23 protein-coding genes and 1 tRNA gene are annotated in these 21,281 nt (G+C 38.5%); 22 read left to right on the forward strand and 2 right to left on the reverse strand.

Annotation, left to right across the window (positions count from 1 at the left end; translation table 11 throughout):
• Positions 1–6: 6 nt before the first annotated feature.
• From KJS44_RS05320 to KJS44_RS05360, 9 genes are all read left to right on the forward strand, one after another.
• A complete protein-coding gene (locus tag KJS44_RS05320; protein ID WP_008689072.1) occupies positions 7–783 on the forward strand; it encodes an FAD binding domain-containing protein in 777 nt (258 codons plus the stop codon).
• Positions 774–1,238 carry a (2Fe-2S)-binding protein gene (locus KJS44_RS05325; RefSeq protein ID WP_008689070.1) on the forward strand — a complete coding sequence of 155 codons (465 nt, stop codon included), beginning with the start codon at positions 774–776 and terminating at the stop codon, positions 1,236–1,238. The genes KJS44_RS05320 and KJS44_RS05325 overlap by 10 nt, the downstream gene beginning before the upstream one ends.
• On the forward strand, positions 1,235–3,511 hold the full coding sequence (locus KJS44_RS05330) for a xanthine dehydrogenase family protein molybdopterin-binding subunit (RefSeq protein ID WP_008689069.1): 2,277 nt from the start codon (positions 1,235–1,237) through the stop codon (positions 3,509–3,511). Before KJS44_RS05325 ends, KJS44_RS05330 begins: the two co-directional genes overlap by 4 nt.
• Positions 3,501–4,076, forward strand: a complete 576-nt coding sequence (locus KJS44_RS05335; RefSeq protein WP_008689068.1) for a nucleotidyltransferase family protein — start codon at positions 3,501–3,503, stop codon at positions 4,074–4,076. Before KJS44_RS05330 ends, KJS44_RS05335 begins: the two co-directional genes overlap by 11 nt.
• Before the next feature lie 356 nt (positions 4,077–4,432).
• Positions 4,433–5,239 carry a Cof-type HAD-IIB family hydrolase gene (locus KJS44_RS05340; protein WP_008689067.1) on the forward strand — a complete coding sequence of 269 codons (807 nt, stop codon included), beginning with the start codon at positions 4,433–4,435 and terminating at the stop codon, positions 5,237–5,239.
• A 136-nt stretch (positions 5,240–5,375) separates the two neighbouring features.
• The gene (rimO, locus tag KJS44_RS05345) at positions 5,376–6,677 is read left to right on the forward strand and encodes a 30S ribosomal protein S12 methylthiotransferase RimO (protein ID WP_008689066.1); all 1,302 of its coding nucleotides are present in this window, start codon (positions 5,376–5,378) and stop codon (positions 6,675–6,677) included.
• Positions 6,671–7,153: a DNA-deoxyinosine glycosylase gene (locus tag KJS44_RS05350; RefSeq protein WP_008689065.1), complete on the forward strand. Its 483-nt coding sequence runs from the start codon at positions 6,671–6,673 to the stop codon at positions 7,151–7,153. The genes rimO and KJS44_RS05350 overlap by 7 nt, the downstream gene beginning before the upstream one ends.
• 191 nt (positions 7,154–7,344) lie before the next feature.
• Positions 7,345–7,839 (forward strand): GNAT family N-acetyltransferase, encoded by a 495-nt coding sequence (locus KJS44_RS05355; RefSeq protein WP_008689064.1) that lies wholly within the window; start codon positions 7,345–7,347, stop codon positions 7,837–7,839.
• 221 nt (positions 7,840–8,060) lie between these two features.
• Positions 8,061–9,128, forward strand: a complete 1,068-nt coding sequence (locus KJS44_RS05360; RefSeq protein WP_008689063.1) for a glycoside hydrolase family 25 protein — start codon at positions 8,061–8,063, stop codon at positions 9,126–9,128.
• 43 nt (positions 9,129–9,171) lie between these two features.
• Here the strand turns inward: KJS44_RS05360 and KJS44_RS05365 are convergent, their stop codons facing one another.
• Positions 9,172–9,372, reverse strand: coding sequence for a cold-shock protein (locus KJS44_RS05365; protein ID WP_008689062.1), 201 nt, complete (start codon positions 9,370–9,372; stop codon positions 9,172–9,174).
• 238 nt (positions 9,373–9,610) lie between these two features.
• On the opposite strand from KJS44_RS05365, the gene KJS44_RS05370 reads away from it, so the two are divergent.
• Positions 9,611–10,078, forward strand: a complete 468-nt coding sequence (locus KJS44_RS05370; RefSeq protein WP_008689060.1) for a hypothetical protein — start codon at positions 9,611–9,613, stop codon at positions 10,076–10,078.
• A gap of 156 nt (positions 10,079–10,234) precedes the next feature.
• On the opposite strand, the gene KJS44_RS05375 is transcribed toward KJS44_RS05370, so the two are convergent.
• A tRNA-Lys gene (locus tag KJS44_RS05375) sits at positions 10,235–10,310 on the reverse strand.
• 295 nt (positions 10,311–10,605) lie between these two features.
• On the opposite strand from KJS44_RS05375, the gene KJS44_RS05380 reads away from it, so the two are divergent.
• The 12 genes from KJS44_RS05380 (at position 10,606) to KJS44_RS05435 (ending at position 21,279) form a co-directional block, all read left to right on the forward strand.
• The gene (locus KJS44_RS05380) at positions 10,606–11,772 is read left to right on the forward strand and encodes a DUF6348 family protein (RefSeq protein WP_008689058.1); all 1,167 of its coding nucleotides are present in this window, start codon (positions 10,606–10,608) and stop codon (positions 11,770–11,772) included.
• 312 nt (positions 11,773–12,084) lie between these two features.
• The gene (gene infC, locus KJS44_RS05385) at positions 12,085–12,636 is read left to right on the forward strand and encodes a translation initiation factor IF-3 (RefSeq protein ID WP_020991162.1); all 552 of its coding nucleotides are present in this window, start codon (positions 12,085–12,087) and stop codon (positions 12,634–12,636) included.
• Positions 12,637–12,658: 22 nt separating this feature from the next.
• A complete protein-coding gene (rpmI, locus tag KJS44_RS05390) occupies positions 12,659–12,853 on the forward strand; it encodes a 50S ribosomal protein L35 (RefSeq protein WP_008689053.1) in 195 nt (64 codons plus the stop codon).
• An 18-nt stretch (positions 12,854–12,871) separates the two neighbouring features.
• Positions 12,872–13,240: a 50S ribosomal protein L20 gene (gene rplT, locus KJS44_RS05395; RefSeq protein WP_008689051.1), complete on the forward strand. Its 369-nt coding sequence runs from the start codon at positions 12,872–12,874 to the stop codon at positions 13,238–13,240.
• Between the two features lie 15 nt (positions 13,241–13,255).
• Positions 13,256–13,693 (forward strand): MarR family winged helix-turn-helix transcriptional regulator, encoded by a 438-nt coding sequence (locus KJS44_RS05400; protein WP_008689050.1) that lies wholly within the window; start codon positions 13,256–13,258, stop codon positions 13,691–13,693.
• 388 nt (positions 13,694–14,081) lie between these two features.
• Positions 14,082–15,512 carry an NAD(P)/FAD-dependent oxidoreductase gene (locus KJS44_RS05405; protein WP_008689049.1) on the forward strand — a complete coding sequence of 477 codons (1,431 nt, stop codon included), beginning with the start codon at positions 14,082–14,084 and terminating at the stop codon, positions 15,510–15,512.
• Positions 15,509–16,759 carry an NAD(P)/FAD-dependent oxidoreductase gene (locus KJS44_RS05410; protein WP_008689048.1) on the forward strand — a complete coding sequence of 417 codons (1,251 nt, stop codon included), beginning with the start codon at positions 15,509–15,511 and terminating at the stop codon, positions 16,757–16,759. Before KJS44_RS05405 ends, KJS44_RS05410 begins: the two co-directional genes overlap by 4 nt.
• Complete coding sequence (locus tag KJS44_RS05415) at positions 16,756–17,118, forward strand: DUF1667 domain-containing protein (protein WP_008689047.1); 363 nt, start codon at positions 16,756–16,758, stop codon at positions 17,116–17,118. Before KJS44_RS05410 ends, KJS44_RS05415 begins: the two co-directional genes overlap by 4 nt.
• A complete protein-coding gene (locus KJS44_RS05420; RefSeq protein ID WP_008689046.1) occupies positions 17,118–17,669 on the forward strand; it encodes a glycerol-3-phosphate responsive antiterminator in 552 nt (183 codons plus the stop codon). Before KJS44_RS05415 ends, KJS44_RS05420 begins: the two co-directional genes overlap by 1 nt.
• Positions 17,666–18,970: a patatin-like phospholipase family protein gene (locus tag KJS44_RS05425; RefSeq protein WP_008689045.1), complete on the forward strand. Its 1,305-nt coding sequence runs from the start codon at positions 17,666–17,668 to the stop codon at positions 18,968–18,970. Before KJS44_RS05420 ends, KJS44_RS05425 begins: the two co-directional genes overlap by 4 nt.
• A gap of 301 nt (positions 18,971–19,271) precedes the next feature.
• Positions 19,272–20,489, forward strand: coding sequence for an AI-2E family transporter (locus KJS44_RS05430; RefSeq protein ID WP_008689044.1), 1,218 nt, complete (start codon positions 19,272–19,274; stop codon positions 20,487–20,489).
• The gene (locus KJS44_RS05435; protein WP_008978923.1) at positions 20,470–21,279 is read left to right on the forward strand and encodes a GDSL-type esterase/lipase family protein; all 810 of its coding nucleotides are present in this window, start codon (positions 20,470–20,472) and stop codon (positions 21,277–21,279) included. The genes KJS44_RS05430 and KJS44_RS05435 overlap by 20 nt, the downstream gene beginning before the upstream one ends.
• The last annotated feature ends 2 nt before the right edge of the window (positions 21,280–21,281 follow it).

Here is a 21,281-nt window from a genome sequence, read left to right on the forward strand (position 1 = left end):
AAGATCATGCTGTATATGCAACAATATGTAAAAGCGTCATCGCTGGATGAGGCGTATACGCTGTTAATGAAAAATCGTAATCATCAAATTTTAGGAGGCATGCAGTGGCTGAAAATGCAAGATCGTGTGGTACCAATGGCAATTGATCTGCAGGCATTGCATCTGGATGAAATCAAGGAACAGGAAGACTATATTGAAATTGGTGCGATGTGTACATTGCGCCAGTTGGAAACAAGCCCGATTCTTTTAAAAGCCTTTGGTACGCTGATACAGGATAGTATCAAAGATATTGTAGGGGTACAATTTCGCAATACGGCAACGATTGGCGGCAGTTTGTATTCACGTTTTGGCTTTTCTGATATACTTACAGCCTTCATGGTATTAGATACAAGCGTAGTACTCTATCATCAAGGAGAAATAAAGCTGAGTGATTACAGCAAACAGCCTTATGAGCGTGATATCTTAACCCATATCCGCATCCGTAAAGAACCCCTTTTGACAAAATTTTTATGTATGCGCAAAAGTGCTACAGATTTATCCGTATTAAATTTTGCCATCGCCAAAACGGCGACTAACTATCGCATTGCTATTGGTGCCAGACCAAAGCGTGCAGAATTGGTGGTATTACCGGTAAGCTATGATGATAAGCAGATTGAAGAAGCCCTTTTCGCAATTGAGTTAGCGGATAATATGCGTGGCTCTAAGGAATATCGCAAAGCATTAGTACATGCCTTTGTACAAAAAAGCTATACAGCACTTCAGGAGGAAGCAACATGCAGATAACGATGATGATCAATGGACAGCGTATCACAGATGATATCAAACCGGATATGCTTTTATTAGATTTTTTACGTGCACATGGCTGTTACAGTGTCAAACGCGGTTGTGAAACAAGCAATTGCGGGTTATGTACGGTTTGGCTAGATGGTAAACCCATCTTATCCTGCAGTATGTTGGCTGTTCGCTGTGATGGACATGCCGTTACGACTTTAGAAGGCGTTGAACAAGAAGCACATGAATTTGCGGACTATATGGCAAAACAAGGTGCTGAGCAATGTGGATTTTGTTCTCCCGGCTTGATCATGAATGTTTTAGCAATGAAAAAGGAATTGCAGCAGCCCACACGTGAAGCAATCAATCACTACCTGGCCGGCAATTTATGTCGCTGTACCGGTTATATGGGACAGCTTAGAGCGATTGAAGCTTATTTACAAGAAAAAGGAGGCGAACAGGCATGAAACATATCTCACAGCCCGTTGTAAAAAAGGATGCCTATGCCCTTTTGAGTGGCAAGCCTGTCTATACCGGCGATATGGTGCCCAAAGATGCCTTGATCCTAAAGCTGTTACGCTCTCCGCATGCCTATGCGCGCATCAAAGCAATTGATACAAGTGCAGCTTTGAAAATGCCCGGTGTTGTGGCTGTTTATACATGGAAAGATGTCCCGGATGTACGTTTTACCTTAGCTGGACAAACCTATCCGGAACCTTCTCCTTATGATCGTAAGATCTTAGATGAAATCGTGCGATATGTAGGCGATGAAGTAGCCATTATTGCCGCAGAAACGCTAGATGCAGCTGAAAAAGCAATGAAGTTGATCAAGGTTGATTATGAGGTATATGAACCATTATTAGACTTTACCAAGGCCATCGATAATGATATCATCGTACATCAAGAAGATAATTATCGTACGCTATGTGAGATAGGGAATGCGCGCATGCGCAATATCTGTTCACAAGGGGAAAGCTGTGTCGGTGATATTGATGCGGCGTTTGCGGATTGTGATGTTATCTTAGAAAGAGATTATCATACAAAAGCCAATGCCCAAGCAATGATGGAAACCTTTCGCTCTTACGCCTATGTTGATGCCTTTGAGCGTTTGAATGTCGTCAGCTCTACTCAGGTACCTTTCCATGTTCGCCGTATGGTTGCCAATGCTTTAGAGATTCCAAAAGCTAAGATACGGATCGTAAAACCACGCATTGGCGGTGGCTTTGGCGCAAAGCAAACCGGTTGTTGTGAAATCTTCACCGGCTTTGTGACGTGGAAATTAAAGCGTCCTAGTTATATCGTTTATAGTCGTGAAGAAACTTTTACGGCTAGCAATTCTCGTCATGAGATGAAGATGCATGTAAAGATCGGAGCGAAGAAAAACGGTGAGATCTTGGCGATTGATTTACATACCTTATCCAATACCGGCGCTTATGGTGAGCATGGTTCAACAACGGTTGGCTTAAGCGGTCATAAGTCCTTGCCGCTGTACAATCATGTCAAAGCTAGTCGTTTTACCTATGATGTCGTATACACCAATACGATGCAAGCCGGTGCTTATCGTGGATATGGGGCAACGCAAGGACAATTTGCGGTGGAATCCGCTGTTAATGAATTGGCCGATGCCCTTCATATGGATCCTTGTGAACTGCGTTTCATGAATATCGTTGGTGAAAATGAAATCATGTCTCAATACTATAATGAACATCTCAACAGCTGTGCTTTAGATCGCTGTCTGAAAAAAGCTATGGAAATGATTGGCTGGAAAGAAAAACAGTTATGTCGTGATATGGGGAATAAGCGGCGTGGTCTGGGTGTTGCCTTATCCATGCAGGGAAGCGGCATTGCCAATGTCGATATTGCCTCGGTTATCATCAAGCTACAGGATGATGGTTTCTACACCTTATCTATCGGTGCTACCGATATGGGTACCGGCTGTGATACGATCTTAGCACAGATGGCAGCAGAATGTTTAGACTGTGAAGTTGAGCAAGTCGTTACACAGGCGGTTGATACCGATGCATCTCCTTATGATACCGGCTCCTATGCTTCTGCAACGACCTATGTCACCGGCATGGCGGTAGTCAAGGCATGTGAAGAATTGAAACAAAAAATCATCAACGAAGCGTCTATATTGATGGAAGTACCAAAAGAACATATCTGCTTTGATGGTGAACTGATTACGGCCGTTGAAGATAAGAAACAGATGAGCCTAAAAGATTTTGCCAATACGTGTTTTGAAGGAGGCAAGGGGGAAGTGTTGATTGCCAATGCATCCCATTGTTCACCTACCTCACCACCACCGTTCATGGTTGGAATTGCCGAAGTGGATGTCGATAAGCTGACCGGTGAAATTTCATTAGTGGACTATGTTTCGGTTGTCGATTGTGGTACGGTCATCAATACGAATCTGGCTAAAATACAGGCGGAAGGCGGTATCGCACAAGGTATCGGTATGGCCTTGTATGAGGATATCAGCTATAGCAAACAAGGAAAGATGCGCAATCGCAGCTTCCTGCAATATAAGATACCAACACGATTGGATGTCGGCACGATTCGTGTGGACTTTGAAAGCAGTTATGAAGACCATGGTCCTTTTGGGGCAAAGTCCATCGGTGAGGTTGTCATCAATACGCCGGCACCAGCCATTGCCTCCGCGATTGCTCATGCCAGTGGTGTACAAATCAGAACGTTACCGATTACCGCAGAAAAAATCCTGTTGAAAAAAGATGAAGATTGATCTGGTTATCTTAGCTGCCGGTTATGCCAGACGCTTTCACGGAAACAAATTGTTACATGTCTGGCAAGGAAAACCCATCCTGGCACATGTGATGGATACTTGTCAACAAGTGGACTTTCATGCGATTCATGTGGTAAGTCAATATGAAGAAGTGTTGGCTTTGGCTCATACAAGAGGTATGCACGCTGTTAAGAATGATCATCCGCAAAAAGGAATGTCATCTTCTCTTCAATTAGGTCAAAAAGCCGCCAAAGATGCGGATGCCATTGTCTTTCTTACCGGTGATATGCCTAAAATCAAGGCAGAAACTTTACAAAAATTATGCCATATGGCAGATGCACAACATATTATCTGTGCTGCGGTTCATGGAGCTATTCGCAATCCCATGCTGTTTCCAAGCTGCTGGTTTTCAGAATTTAATAGCTTAGTACATGAGGAAGGTGGAAAAACGATTGCCATGCGACATCAAGAAGCTTGTATCTTAATGGAAGTCAATGAAGCAGAAGTACAGGATATTGACACCAGAGAAGATTTACAACAATTTGACAATGCAATAGGTGGTTAGTGAAAAACTAGCCACTTTTGTTCTTGAAAAGCATGCTTATACAAAGAAAGTAATGTGGTTTAGATACATAAAAATCAGGTAGGTATTTGCGTGATTTTTCGCTATAATAGATATAGAAAACATCATGAGATGTTTTGCTGGGAAAGCTTTTGAGAAATAAACAGAGCTATTTCTTTTAATGAGCATGTACAGGTAAAAGCCAACTGCCTCAACAGGTGAATTGCAAAGGTGCTAACTGCATCAACAGGAAACAATCATAGGTGCTACCGGCATTAACAAGATATTTAGAACTGGGAAAAGCATATGGAATAGCTCAATCGTTTATTAGGAAAGCAAACAAGAAAAAGGAGAAGAATATGAACCAAGCGTATCAATTGATTTGTTGCGATTTAGATGGAACCTTATTAAATGAGAAGGATGAAGTTAGTGAGAAGAATAAGGAAATGATTCAACGCTGTCGTAAACAAGGCATGCAATTTGCCATCGTCAGCGGACGTCCGGTGGAGGGGATCTTACAACTCATCAAACAATGGCAGATGGAAGAGATGGTCGATTATGTCATTGGCATGAATGGCGGTGTTGTTTATCATTGTAAAACAGCAATCAAAAAAGAATATCATCGTTTAGATGGCGCGATCATTAAAGCAATCATGGAGCATTATGCTGGCTGGAAAGTACGCTTTATCATCTTTGATGGTGCTAAGCGTTATGTCAGCTATAGTGATGAAGAAACCAAAAGGCTTGCCGCATCATATTGTGAGCAGGAAGTACAGACAGACATGTTTACTTTATGTGATGTCCCACGTAATAAGCTAATTGTGCAATGCTATCCACAAGATATGCCAAAGGTAGAGGCTCATGGTAAGCAGTATCACAATGCACAATGTGTTTGTTTTAAAACAGCGGCAGATCTATTTGAATTTGTAAATCCACAAGTAAATAAAAGCAGTGGTATTCAAAAGCTGTGTGAGGATATTGGAATAACGATGCAAGAGGTTCTTGCTTTTGGAGATACCAGCAATGATAATGAAATGCTGCGTGATGCTGGTTTGGGCGTATGGTTATGCAATGGCAGTGAAGATACCAAAGCCATGGCAGATGCTGTGGCAAAGGCGAATACAGAAAGTGGCGTTGGCTGTTTTTTAGAGGAATACATCTTATAGAAGCGATTATGCAAAGAGAAATTCAGTTTTAAAAAAAAGAGCTTTCTTTGTTTCCATACCTAATGAGGTAATAAAAGGAAATGGCTTTTAGGATAGGAAAAAACATGGTATAGTAGTACCTAGCGAGGTGTAGTATATGAAAATAGGTTTTATTTCTTTAGGCTGTAGTAAAAATTTAGTTGATAGTGAAAAGATGATGGGCATGTTGAAAAGTGGACATCATGAATTGGTTAAGGATGCGCAGGAAGCAGAAGCCATCATCATTAATACATGCGGATTTATTAATTCTGCGAAAGAAGAAGCCATCAATACGATTTTTAAGATGGCGGAATATAAAAAACAAAATTGTAAAAAGTTGATTGTGGTTGGCTGTCTGGCGCAACGTTATAAGGAAACCTTAGAGGCGGAAATTCCGGAAATCGATGCCGTCATCAGTATTCGCGAATACCCGCATCTACATGAGATTCTTCACTCTTTATTGGATGGGAAAGAACTTGTCAGCTATGGCAAAAGTGAGCGTATGGTATCAAGCAAGCCATGGACGGCATATTTGAAAATTGCCGAAGGTTGTAGCAATCGCTGTACCTATTGTGCAATTCCTTTGATTCGCGGTGATAATGTAACCTTTCCCATGGAACAATTGGTCCAAGAGGCCAAAGAACTGGCACAGCGCGGTGTTAAGGAATTGGTTTTAATTGCTCAGGATACGACAAAGTATGGAGTTGATTTATATGGTAAACGTTCTTTATTAGAACTGTTACAAAAGCTTCATGAGATTGATGGCTTTCATTGGATTCGTATCTTATATATGTATCCGGATGAAATTGATGAGGAATTAATTGAAGGTATGGCGAAGTTACCGAAAGTATTGCCATATTTTGATATTCCAATGCAGCATGCCAACAATTGTATGCTGGCAGCTATGAATCGTCGAGGCACTAAAGAGGAAGTCTTGGCATTGATTAAAAAGATTCGTAAGACGTATGCGGATCCTACTTTACGTACGACCTTTATCGTGGGCTTTCCCTCAGAAACACAGGAAGATTTTGATGAATTGATGCAGTTTGTAGAAGATGTTCATTGGGATCGCATGGGTGCTTTCACCTATTCTCCGGAAGAAGATACGCCGGCTTTTGATATGGAACAAAGTGTTGCAGAAGAAGAAAAACAACGTCGTTTAGCAATTTTGATGCAGCGTCAGGAAGAAATCTCTTTAGCCAATCAACAAAAACGTATTGGTACGGTGATGGAAGTTTTGGTAGAAGCACAGGATGGCTTGACTGGCAAATATCGTGGACGTGGAGCAAACAGTGCACCGGATGAAGTGGATGGTATGGTCATTTTTACAAGTAAACAACCATTAGCCTTGGGAAGTTTTGTCCAGGTTAAGATTACCGAGGCCCTCCCTCATGATGTGATCGGAGAAGCTTTGTGTTAAAAGGCTTTGCCCCTATTATTGCCAAACAGCCGCGAGTGATGATCTTAGGCTCTATGCCGTCTGTGACTTCTTTAGAGAAGCAAGAATATTATGGGTTTGCGCATAATCGCTTCTGGAAGATCTTGCATGCACAATTTGGGATGCCAATAGCTACCTATGAACAAAAGAAGGCAATCATTTTAACGCATCATATGATTTTATGGGATGTCATTGGAGAATGTGAACGAGAAGGCAGCTTGGATTCGGCAATTCGCAATGAAAAAGTGAATCCGATTGATGAGCTGCTAGAAGCGTATCCAGAAATTTCAATCATTATCTGCAATGGTCGTAAAAGCTATGAACTGTTTCAAAAACATTTTGCGCATTTGGATAAGCAAGTAATTTATTTGCCTAGTACCAGCAATGCGAATCGCACGATCAAAGAGGAAGCATTATTTGCAAAATGGATGCAGGTGTTATCTGCATATGATTTATAAAGTGCTGATGATTAGCACTTTTTTTCATGCTTAATGGAAAGCTGAAAACGTTTCTAGGATGAAAGGGTGATAGAAGAAGCAAATGATAACGACAAGATAAGCTGCAAAAAAGGAATAGATTTTTATTTTGATGCCTGCTTTTTAGGAAGAAAGTGCTATAATAATGGCTATATAAGAAGGGAGCGAGGCATATGCAGATACGCAAGTGTCAAAGTGATGAGGATATCCAACAGTTAGCAAAGCTGGCAAATGAGATATGGCATGAGTATTTTATAGATATTATTTCATTCGAACAAATAGAATATATGGTGGAGAAATTTCAAAGCTATCCGGCATTAAAAAAAGCCATAGAGGAAGAACAGTATACGTATTTTTTAGCCTTTGAGGAAACTGAATTGATTGGCTATTGTGGGGTGAAACCGGAAAAGGAACGCTTATTTTTAAGTAAGCTGTATTTAAGAAAAGATAAACGTGGGCAGGGCTTGGCTTCTTATTTATTAGAGGAAGCAATCAAGTTTGCGAAAGAACAAAACAAACAAGCGATTTATCTGACTTGTAATAAATATAATCAGCATAGCTTGGATGTATATCATGGCAAGGGATTTCAGGATATCAATGCAGTGCAGACAGATATCGGTCGTGGTTTCATCATGGATGATTATATCTTGGAAAAGGTGTTATCATAAAAAAAGGAAATAAAGATCTTTTGATGTTTTATCAAAGATTATATTATTTCTTTTTTATTTTAGTAAGGTTTATTTGATAGTTACTTTTTTTGGTTCTGCTTATGGCTTTTTTACCTGAAGATGCTATGCCCTATATCATCTTCATTTTTTATGATGGTATCATGGCTGCAACCTAAACCGTTTTCTTTCAGATACATAGAGTAAAACAAGAGGTGAAGAAAATGAAACGATTCGGGATAGATGTTTCTGAACATAATGGCATCATTGATTGGAAAGCTATAAAAAGGGCTGGAGTAGAGTTTGCCATTATACGATCAAGTTATGGACATTTTGTAGAAGATCAGCAATTTCGTCGTAATGTAAAAGAATGTGAAAGATATAAGATACCATATGGCCTTTATCATTATTCCTATGTTGCCAATCATGCACAAATGAAAGAGGAGGCAGAAGGTTTTTTACGACAGTGTCGTTCCTGTAAGCCAGCGTATCCTTGTTTTATTGATATGGAAGATGCTGATGGTTGGAAAGCCAGACATGGTGTGAGTGATGCAATGAATATCGAAACGGTATATTATACTTGTGATACCTTAGAAAAAGCAGGATATTATCCCGGTGTTTATGCAAATTTGGATTGGCTTGAGCATCGTATAAATTCGCCGCGATTAGATCGATTTGATAAATGGGTAGCACAATGGGCTAGCAAAATCACATATGATAAACCATATGGCATGTGGCAATTTAGTGATAAGGGAACAATTAATGGATATCGTGGATGGTTGGATTTTGACTATGCCTATAAGGATTATCCAAAAATTATCAAGGAAAAAGGCTTCAATGGGTTCAGTAAAGATGATGGAAATTCCTCGAAACCAGAGAAACCAAAACCATATTTACGCTATCATGTAGGGGATCATGTACATTACAGTGGTTTATGGACACAAAGCAATGGTGGCAATTGGTATCCTCTTAGCTCACTGAGGGTGAAAGAAGGCACGATAACAAAAGTGATAAAAACAGCGCAACATCCGTATCTTATCGAGCATAATATTGGCTGGGCAAATAATAAGGTAATTGAAGATGCACAAAAACCATCCATTCATTTCCATGTGGGTGAGCTTGTTCGCTTTGATGGCTTATGGACAGCCAGTGATGGAGGTATCTGGTATTCAAAAGATCAATTATTGATAAAATCAGGAAGGATAACAAAAGTAATAAAAGGTGCAAAGCATCCATTCCTTATCAATAATGGATTGGGCTGGGCATCCGCAGCTGTGCTACACCATATATAAAAAAAGACACCCCATCTGGGATGTCTACATAAACAAGTGATGATTATAGAACGTTTACGTTTGCGGCATGATCTCCACGATCATTTGTTTTAATATCGAAGCTTACTTTCGCTCCTTCTTCTAATGTACGGAAACCATTACCCTGAATTTCTGTGTAATGTACGAAAATATCATTTCCTTCATCAGAAGTGATAAATCCAAATCCTTTGTCTGCGTTAAACCATTTTACTTTTCCTGTACTCATGTTATAGTACCTCCATTTTTCTGTATAAGAGGCGCCTCAAGGTATTAAAAAACACATATGTGAAATTGTACTTTGAGATAATTACAATTTCTGATATGTGAATATTGAAATCATAGTTATTTTGCTCGTTATTACTTCTTCAGTATAACATAATAATTTCAAATAGCAAGTGTTTTAAAAAAGAATTCGTTTGACAAGCGTGTAAATAAAGCATACACTTACTATATGAGGTAAGGAAATGACAACTAACGAAAAAAAAGTGTTTCATCCCACATTGGGCATTTGTACCATCACGGAATATGACCGTAAAAGTGATCGTATCACGATGATATCTTTAGATGGTAACCAAAGCGTCATTCCATATAAAAATATGGATAAGGCCGGTGTCAGAGAAATCATGGATATTGCTACAGCGCGATTGATTCTGGACAGAATTTTTCATCCGGCGATTCACGCGGATTATGGAAAAGAATTAAGTGAACTTTTAAAAATGCGGAATTATTCGAATATTGATATGAATGCACTGGTGGATGTTTATATTTATTTAATGAATTGGAAATATGCAGAAAGAAAATGTGGCATGAAAAATCAGGAGTGTTTGGAGCGTATTCAGGAGCGCCTTTGTGATGAACTGGCATTTGTGTTAGATGTAGGGAAGGAACAACTCATTGCTCATTTAATTGCCTGTTATGAAAATTTAGCTTAATGAATGAAAGATCGTTTTTCTTTCATTTTTTAATTATCATATGAGCACCATAGATGATATGCTATGGCAGAGCAAGCTTTCTTATTGTGGGTCCAGAAGAGCGGCATAGAAATATAAAAAACGGAAATTTTATTAAATTTCCGTTTGTTTATGTAATGGTGACCCCTCAGGGAATCGAACCCTGGACCCACTGATTAAGAGTCAGTTGCTCTGCCAGCTGAGCTAAGGAGTCATCACTTAACTTGCTCAGTTATTATACCAAATATAAAACAAATTTCAAGTGTTTTCTTTAAAAAAGTAATAAAAGTTAGCGCATTTTTATCACGTAGATATCTTATTACAGTTCATTACCATAATGCTATCATGGCTTGCTTAAACAGCTGTGTAGAAAAAAATTCATAAATGAAAAAGAATAGTGAAGATGGATAGAAATGATAAATATGTGATTATGTGGTATCCGGTAGCATTTATGGAAAGGTTTAGGAATTTATTGTATAATGGTAACAGTTATGGAAGGAAGGATATCCATGTTTTTCAGAAAAAATAAAGCAAAACCGGAAAAGAATGAGGATTTTATCGTAGCAGACACACAGGACTTACATGAGGAAATGATAGAGTCATTAATCGCGATATGTGAAGATGGAATTAGTTATGAAGATGCCTTTGTTTTATCAGATGAAGATATTTATGTATATGCTGATATTTTATCCATCCATGATAATGTGGTGCAGATTTTATTTCAGTTACATCATGACTGGTTAGAAGACACGATATTTGAAGCCATAGCAGCAAGTGGAAGTAGTGTACATGATGCCATCTTAAACGCCTGTAAACAGTATTATGATCAAGTTTTATCGTTATATAGAAAAGCCATCCGCAATGATGAGAAACAATATACTTGTGAGGGATTTACACAAGAACGTCATTTTTTCGATGTATTTGCCAGTAAACTTGGCGGTATCGGAAAAAAAGAAGGACCGGATGTAGATTATTGGGCAATGCTGAAAGAGGCAATCTGTTTGCGCTTAGGCAATAAAAAGGTGTATTGGGTAAAAGTGTTTGCTTCAAAGGACAAAGAAAATGCCACAGCTGAAGTATGGATCAATGGCAAAGAGGCTAAAGAGCTTAGTCAAAAGCTTTTGGCATATGCCATAAACTGGGATACCATCAGTGCTATTCATACGGAAAAACAGTGTTTTCTGTTTGTTCAACAGGAACGCAGTTATGAAAAAAGTGATTTCACGAAGAATGAAATACAGGAATATACACGCAAAGCATTGCAGGCTTTTGAAACATGCAAAGGTAAACAAGAACATGTAAAGATACGTTCTCAGCTCATAAAATGGTGTGAGGATGATTCTTTAGCATATGAGATTTTCTGCTTTCTTCCGGAATTATATTGTAAATATGCATATCCTTATGTAGAATTTGGTGAAAAACTCTTTTTAGTGAAGAAAAATGAAAAAACGCGTGAATTATATCAGAGTCAGCTACAGTCTTATGCGTATATTGAAGAGGTAGTTAAACAACATTTTGAAGAGGATGATATTGAGAATTCATGTATCCAGAATGTATTAGCTTTTAGTGCGAATGCCAAAGCGATCCAGAAAGCTATTGAACAAGGGGATTCTCCAGCGGATCTATTCGTACCTGGAATTGGCTATTTTGTCCGCGATGGTTATCAATTAAGATAACCGCCATCCATTTAAAAGATGGTTCGTATATGGTATAAGCGTAAAGCTGAATGAAGAAAAGCGTGTACATACGCAAGAATCATCTGCATAAAAGAAAACAGCGAATGCAAAGATGAAGTACAGTTTCTAAAAAAGGTTTGACATGGCAGTGAATTCATGGTATGCTTAACAAGCAGAAAAGTTAGTGGAAAGTTAGAAGCACCCCTTCTCACCTGATGTCTGAAGACGTAGGTAAATGCTACATCATATTAAGAAATACATGATGATATTAGCGGGTGCATAGTGAGTACCCGCTTTTCTTATGGCAACAAAATGGAGGTGTCTATTATAAACAAGAGAGTTATTCCTAACAATGTAAACGACGATTTAGTAAATGAAAAGATTAAGTTCAAGGAAGTCATGGTGATTGATGCTAATGGCGATAAACTTGGAGTTAAGATGCGTCGTGAAGCTTTAGAGATTGCATACAACCAGGAACTGGATTTATTGTGTGTAGCTCCAAAAGCACAGCCACCGGTTTGTAAAGTGCTGGATTATGGTAAATATCACTTCGAACAGCAGAAGAAAGCAAAAGAAGCGAAGAAGAAACAGCATGTAACCGAGGTGAAGCCAATTCGACTGTCTCCGGTCATTGACCGCCACGATTTTGAAACCAAAATGCGTCATGCACGCAAATGGATCGAGGATGGAATGAAAGTTAAAGTGGATATGCGATTCCGCGGACGCTTGATTACGAGACTCGAGGTTGGTAAAAAGATTATGAATAGCTTCACTGAAGAAATTTCTGATATCGCAGTTATTGAAAAGAAACCAATTCTGGAAGGTAATACGATGTCATGTGTTCTGGCACCGAAGAAGAAATAGTTATTTATAGGAGGTACTACTTATGCCAAAGATGAAATCACATAGAGGTTTAGCAAAACGTATTAAAACAACTGGTTCCGGTAAACTGAAAAGAAGTCACGCTTATACTTCTCACCGTTTCCACGGTAAGACACAGAAACAGAAACGTCATTTAAGAAAAGCATCTACGGTACACAACACAGATTTCAAACGTATCAAACAGATGCTGGTGAAGTAAGATAGGAGGAATATAAACATGGCTAGAGTTAAAGGTGGATATACAACACGTCAAAGAAGAAAGAAAGTATTAAAGTTAGCAAAGGGTTATTATGGAGCAAAACACTTGCTGTATAAAACTGCACACGAGCAGGTAATGCACTCTTTCAAATACGCATACAATGACCGTAAAGATTTAAAACGTGAAATGCGTAAATTATGGATCGCACGTATCAACGCTGCAGCAAGAATGAATGACATTTCTTATTCAAGATTGATGCACGGTTTGAAATTAGCTAACGTAACGATCAACCGTAAAATGCTGTCAGAAATTGCTATTCACGATGAAAAAGGATTCACAAAAATCGTTGAAACAGCAAAGGCTGCATTGGAAAAAGCTGCTGCTTAATTGAGGTATGTATAAATGAATGACACACGGCATACGCTGAATGAACTTCTGGTAGATCTCTTTAATTACATCCTGTTGATTGAAGAGAAGAATCTGCGGGATCAAGGTGTCAGCTTATCCATGACAGAGGTACATATTCTGGAAGCCATTGACAAAAGTGAATCCAAGATGATGTCCGCAATTGCCAAGCGATTGATGGTAACACAAGGAACACTCACCGTTTCAGCTTCAAAGCTTGTTAAAAAAGGATATGTGGAGCGTGTCAAGGATGAACGTGATAAACGTATCGTGCGTCTTCAATTGACTGATCGAGCAGTACATGTCCTTGAAGTTCACAATGATTTTCATGCGAAGATGATTGATAAGCTACTAAATGAGCTGGAGCTGGATAAGGAACAGGAACTGATACAGTCTTTACGAAATCTGATGGATTTCTTTAAATCTCATTACTAATATAACGTCTGTTCATACAGGCGTTTTTCTATTCTATGACACCTTTTATGAATACGAACTAGAACATATGCAGGTTTTATTAGAATTTCTTATACTTGCGATATGTGAACAAGCATAGTTACTTTTGTGATTGTCCTCATAACGTGTTCTTGTGAAATCTGAAAAGAAAAAGAGAAGGTTAAGCACATTATTTCATGCGATTTGCTATTATCGTGACTATCATGTCCGCAAAAAGAAAATAAAAAAGTAAAACATCGTCATAATTCAAAACAGTTTTATGCTATACTATAAGTACAAGTTAATAAAAAATTACGAGAAAGCGAGATGAGAAACAGAACAGACTGTTTTTATCATGTCGCTTTTTTAGCGTATGGGAAAGGAGAATCGCATGAAAACGATTGCTGTTATCGGTGCTGGCATTGTCGGATCTTTTTTAGCATATGATCTGACACAATATGAAGAAGTAGAGGTAATATTATTTGAAAAACATGGGGATGTTGCACAAGAAACAAGTAAGGCGAATAGTGCTATTGTTCATGCTGGATATGATCCTGTAGATGGTACTTTAAAGGCAAAATTAAATAAACGCGGAGCCAAGATGTATCAAAACATATGTAAGCAGTTAGGCTGTGGTTATCAGGCTTGTGGAGGCTATGTATTGGCAAGCAATGAAGAAGAGGTAGAAATCTTACAGGAATTGTATGCAAGAGGTAAAAAGCGCGGTATCACTGTGGAGATAAAAGAACGTGAAGAAGTAGTAAAGAATGAAAAAAACTTGAGTAAACATATTCGTAAAGCTTTGTGGGTGCCAGATACAGCTATCATCACTCCATGGGAAGTATGCGAGGCTCTTGTAGAAGAGGCTTTATGGAATGGCTTACAGCTTCATTTGCATGAAGAAGTGTTGGATATTAAAGCATGCGAAAAGGGATATGTCATAAGAAGTGATAAAGGACAATATTCTGTGGATATGCTTGTGAATGCTGCTGGCTTAGGTGCACAAAAGATCATGGAAATGGTGGAGGCAGAATCCTTATTTACGATTACACCAAAACGTGGTCAATATTATGTTCTAGCTAAGCGTAGTCAACCTTATGTATCCCATGTATTATATCCTGCCCCATCTAAAGCGGGAAAAGGTGTTTTGGCAGTGCCTACCATACATGGTAATATTTTGTTAGGACCAACGAGTGAAATATTAAAGAAGGTGGATAATGCCACAACAACGTCAGGCTTACAAGAAGTACAGGAAAAGGTGGAAAAAATAATTCAACATGTACCTTATCAAGAAGTTATCCATAGTTACAGCGGATGTCGGCCTACTGGTAATAACAATGATTTCTATATCGAAGAATCAAGAAGGTGCAAGGGGATTTTTCATTTAGGATGCATTGATTCACCAGGCTTAGCATCAGCACCTGCCATAAGTGAATATGTGATTGTAGAACTCATGAAACTTCCGTTGACTTTTCATAAGAAAAAACATATTGTGCATCGTCAAAAACCACTCATTATGCGAAACTTAAGTGAAACAAAACAGCAAGCCCTCATACAAAAGCATCCGGGCTATGGACATATCGTCTGTTATTGTGAGCAGATCAGTGAGCAAGAAGTGGTCGATTGTATCCATCGAAAGTGTGGTGCCCATAGCATTGCGGGGGTAAAAATGCGTGTGCGCCCAGGCATGGGGAAATGTCAGGGAGGGTATTGTGAAGTAGAAATCGCTAAACTATTGGCAAGAGAATTGCAAATACCATTGCACGAAGTGCAATATGATGAAGACAGCTATTATGAGGTGGCAAAGGAGGGGAGACGATGAAACAGGTAGATATGATCATTATCGGAGGTGGCAGTGCTGGAATGAGTGCAGCTATTGCGGCCAAAGAAGCTGGTATAGATAATATCTTGATCTTAGAGCGTAAGGAAGAACTCGGTGGAATTTTGCAGCAATGTATTCATAATGGTTTTGGCTTACAGACTTTTCATGAAGAGTTAAGTGGTCCTATGTATGCGCAACGCTTTATAGATCAAATTCATGCTTATCGAATTCCCTATCGTTTATGCAGTGATGTTGTATGGATCGATGAGAGATTACGTGTACAATATGTTAATGCAGAAGAAGGCTATGTATGGGTACAGGCGAAAACGATTCTTTTAGCTTGTGGCTGTTATGAACGTAATCGCGGAGCCATCAGTATTCCTGGAAAACGGCTGCCTGGTGTCTATACGGCAGGCAGCGCACAGCGTTTTTTAAATCTTGAAAATATTCTCGTTGGCAAGAACATCTTCATCTTGGGAAGTGGTGATATCGGACTCATCATGGCAAGACGTATGACACTGGAAGGGGCAAACGTGTTGGGGGTAGCTGAAATTATGCCATATTCCAATGGCTTAAATCGAAATATTGTACAATGCTTAAAAGATTTTGCGATTCCTTTATATTTATCACATACAATCGTTGATATTCAAGGGGATTTTCATGTGGAACGTGTAGTCATTGCCCAGGTAGATGAACATCGCAACATTCTTCCAAAGACACAGAAAAGCTTTGCGGTTGATACCTTATTATTGTCCATTGGGCTGCTTCCGGAAATGTCATTAGCAGATCATTTGGATATGGAAATGGATAGTAAGAGCAAAGGGGCAAAAGTAAACGCACATTATGAAACAAGTATTCCGCATATCTATGCTTGTGGGAATGCTTTGCATGTCCATGATATTGTGGATTTTGTCAGTATGGAGGCTCATGAAGCGGCTTTATGTGCCGTTCAAGATATCAAAGGGCAGTATCACCGACAGAAACAATTTTCTACGCAAGCTGGGTCAGGTATTTCCTATGTATTGCCGCATTCTGTTGATGCCCAGCCTTCACAAAACATCACCCTTTGTGTTCGTTCCATTAGACCTTATAAACAGGTGATGATCAACATACGAACAGGGGATCGTATTATCAAAACCATAACAAAACGCTATCTATTACCTTCTGAAATGGAACGAATTATTTTAAAACCATCAGATATTGGTATTTTAGAGGAATCATTAATTGTGGAGGTAAAAGAGTCATGAAAAAGACATTTGACTGTATTGTTTGCCCAATGAGTTGTCATTTAGAAGTGACGAAGCAAAAAGATGATATACAAGTCAGAGGAAATAGCTGTTTGAAAGGAGCAGCCTTTGCTCGTCAGGAGATGATAGAACCTATGCGCATGTTAACGACGACCATACGTATAGAACATGCTATCTATCCATTACTGCCGGTGATTACTTCAAGAAATGTTCCAAAAGCTAAATTATTTGCTATAATGGAAGCATGTAAACACGTTTGCGTAAGTGCGCCGGTGCATGTAAATGATGTGATTGTAAAAAATATTGCGGACAGCGGCGCAGACTTATTGGCATCAAGAAGCATGGAAAGAAGGATTTGATGATCATACAGAACATCTTGCCGGTGATATCCGATTGGAAGACATTTGAAGCCTTTCTAAAGGGGTCTTATACATGGTGCATCCTCATGGATTTTCATATGAACTTTATGGAGGACTTGGTAAAACAGTTGCATGAGCATAACAAAAAAGGCATCGTGCATATGGATTTGATTCATGGTATTGCCAATGATCAATATGGTACACAATATATGTGTCAGAAGGTACATGCAGATGGAATTATATCAACAAAGCCGAAAGCGATTGAAGCTGCTAAAAGCAATCAATGCATTTCGATCTTACGTATTTTCATGATTGATTCACGCTCCTTTATGCGTTCTGTACACATGGCATCAGCTTTACAGCCGGATTATATTGAAGTTTTACCAGCTTTATTACCGGGGATTGTTAAAAAGTTGCATGCCTATTGCGATATTCCAGTCATTGGCGGTGGTATGATCGAGAATCAAGAAGATATCGCCAAGTGTTTATCCGGTGGTATGCAGGCAGTATCAACTAGTCATAGAGAACTATGGGAAAGTGTGGAGAAATGAAAAGAGCATTGGTGTTAGGTGGTGGCGGAAGTAAAGGTGCCTATGAAATCGGTGTATGGAAGGCTTTAGATGAGATGCATCAGCAATTTGATCTGGTTTGTGGAACAAGCATTGGGGCAATGATCGGGGTATTGTATGTGCAGCATGATTATCCTAAGGCTTATGATCTGTGGAAAGATCTGAAGGTGGAAGATATCATGGTAAATGGTGTTAATTTGGATAAAGATATCGAATTGATCATGTCTCAGAAAGGGAAATATGCCGACTTTTTATCAAGCTATATCCATCATAAAGGTGCAGATATTACACCGTTTATTGAAACAATCACACCTTTATTTGATGCAGATGCCTTTTTCAACAGTGACATTGATTATGCCTGTATGACCGTTAATTTCACACGCCGCCAACCGCATCCATTTCTAAAGCAAAAGATGGACAGAGATCGTGTCATTGATTATGTTTTAGCTAGCGCTTCATGTTTCCCGGCATTTCCAATGAAAGAGATTGATGGGGAATACTATCTTGATGGTGGCTATCATGACAATGTACCGATTGAACTGGCACGCAGCTTAGGCGCTCAACAAATCGTAGCCGTTGATTTAAAAGCTGTTGGAAAAAATCAAATTCATGAACCACAGGAAGATACTATTTACATAGAACCCTATGTACCCTTAGGAAGCTTTCTGCTATTTGATACGAAACGAATTCATCGCAATATGCAGCTAGGGTATCAAGATACTATGAAGAAATTTCATCAGCTTCTTGGTTCTATTTATACCTTTTCCTTAAACGATGAAAAAGCCATTGCGCATTTGGATGATCAGCTACAAAAAGCATTGGAACAAATTGATGATCTATTGGATCATGAAACTATGCTTAATGTGGTAGAAAAGGTTGTTCATCATCGCGTCTTGAAAGGTCTTGCGCCTTATCAATACCATACGTTTCCTTTCTTTGCCTTGTTAGAAAAAACGGCATGGATATTTGGATTAGCAGATATTGGCATTTGGCAGTTACAAGCATTTGTAATTGAAATCTTACATGTTGCTGACGCGCATATAAGCATATTTGAAAAGATGAAGGCTAGCCGCATTTCCGTGGGTGACATCATCGTGGCATTGAAAAATGAAAGTGAATTAGAAATCATTTGTTATATTTATCAGTATCTATTGGATACTCAAAATAAGCAAAGTGATCGTTTCACTGGGTTAAAAGCTATCAGTGTCGTATTTAATGACTCTTTTTTGAAGGCTTACATGCTATATGCCTTGCATATGAATTTTTTGAAGATGGAAGGGTAAGAAAAGAATGCTCATGTATAGCTGAAGATGCAAGAAATCTCTTTTTAAAAAACTTTATTAAAAAGATAAAACGTCATCCTGAAAGAATCTTGGCATTCTTGTAGGGATGCGTTTTTATTCATATGATAGTAAGCATGTTATCTATGATCAAGAAAAAAACGATCTTGTTTACTTTAACGGGTATAAAGGAAGCTAATAAGTTTGCATCATCATAAGATGATCTATGCGCGACACCTTCCACTGTTTGTTGGCACAGGTATTTCCACTATGATATAATGGTACTTGAAAGGTGTGTTTAACTATGAAGTATAAATTTCATGATGAAAAAGTGTTGCACAGAATAAAACCATGGGTTTATCTGTCGACCTATATATTGCTGTTGGCTTTTTTTCTTATGCATGTACAAGATGTAGTAAATGGTTTTGACTTTGTGTTATCTTTGTTTCGCTCTTTGTTATATGCTATCGTATTTGCCTATGTCTTAAATTTACCGATGAAAAAGATTGAATCTTTTATCATCCGCCATACAAAAGAAACATCGCTTTTGCGTAAAAGAAAACGCATGGTTTCCATGTTTCTGACATTTTTAATTGCTTTTTTGTTACTAATCATCATTGGCAGCATCATCTTGCCAAGCATTATCGGTTCACTGATTTCACTTATGCAAAATCTTTCGTCGTTTTTTACCGATATTGTTAAAAATATAGATGAGATATTAAAATATTTTCATATTGATTATCGTATTGAAGACATTCAACAGGTGGAACAATTCATACAAATGCCATGGGAGAAGATTGTCAGCAATGCGATAGCCTTTCTTTCGGGTAGTGCCAGTGGCATTTTATCTAGTGCCTCTAATTTCATCTCATCTTTTGCCGTTGGTTTTACGGGTTTTATGTTTTCTTTATATTTATTAAGTGGGAAAGAAAATTTTATCCGCCAATTGCGTAAGGTAACAGCTGCCTTTTGTGGATATGATGCATCTTTAATTGTCTTCCAATATGCAAGTCGTGTAAATCGTATTTTCTCAAGTTTTATTGGTGGACAGTTAACCGAGGCATGTATCTTATGGGTATTATATTATGTATGCATGCGTCTGTTTCAATTCCCATATCCGGAACTTATCTGTACCCTTATTGCCGTTTGTTCTTTAGTTCCTGTATTTGGATCCATGTTTGCGATGAGTGTTGGTGCTGTCATGATGCTTTCACACGATCCTTTGCAAAGTATTTGGTTTATTGTCTTTTATCAGGTAATCAGTTATTTTGAAGACAATGTAATTTATCCACGCGTGGTTGGGAATTCTGTTGGCCTGCCAGGCTTATGGGTATTATTGAGTATTTTTGTCTTTGGTGATTTATGGGGCGTATTTGGTATGGTAATGGCTGTTCCTACAACTGCTTGCTTATATGTATTCTTTGCTGAATTTATAAATAATCGATTAAGAAAGAAACGATTGCGTATTGAAAATGATACGTTAGTTCAAGAGGAAATACATGATGAAAAAACAATTTCATAAAGTTGTGTCAAAATTCACAATAGTATTTCTTATTATAGGAATGCTAGTAGGAGGTTGTAAAGAAAAGGAAACATCAAAAGTAGCTGTTCGTTTGCCTTCCTTTCCTGCGATAAAATCAAGTATCCAAAAAATTGCTTGTGTTGGGGATAGCATCACATATGGCTCCACTTTACAAGATAGGAAAAGCGAAAGTTATCCATCACAGTTATCAAAACGATTCGGGAACACCATCCAAGTCAAAAATTTTGGTGTTGATGGTGCAGCTGTACAGAAAACAGCAATCTTATCGTATTGGAATTGTAAGGAAATGAGCGAAAGTCTTTCTTATCAAAGCGATGTCATCTTTTTGATGCTTGGTACAAATGATTCTAAAAGTGTAAATTGGCAAAATGCTGAGGCTTTTAAAAAAGATTATATATCCTTAATTGAAACATATCAACAAGCATTGCCTAAAGCTGTTATATACCTAATGTTACCTTCGACAATGTATTCAATCCGTGAAGATGGTACATTAATTCACCAATTTTCACAAAGTAACATGAAGGAAATACAATCCGTTATTAAATCCATCGCAAAAGAAAAACAGCTGCCGCTTATTGATATTCATAGTGTCACAGCTGACCATGAAGAGTATTATCGTTATGATGGTATACATCCAAATGCAGATGGAGCAGCCTTCATCGCACAAACAGTCTATGACAGACTTGTGATAGATCAGCTAGAAGCCTTCTTACGTACCTTTGTAAATTGGGAGATCAAAGCGATGAAAATACTTATTGAAGCAAAATAAGA

The sequence above is a fragment of the Longicatena caecimuris genome (genome assembly GCF_018406465.1).
GTDB classification, from domain to species: Bacteria; Bacillota_I; Bacilli_A; order Erysipelotrichales; family Erysipelotrichaceae; genus Longicatena; species Longicatena caecimuris.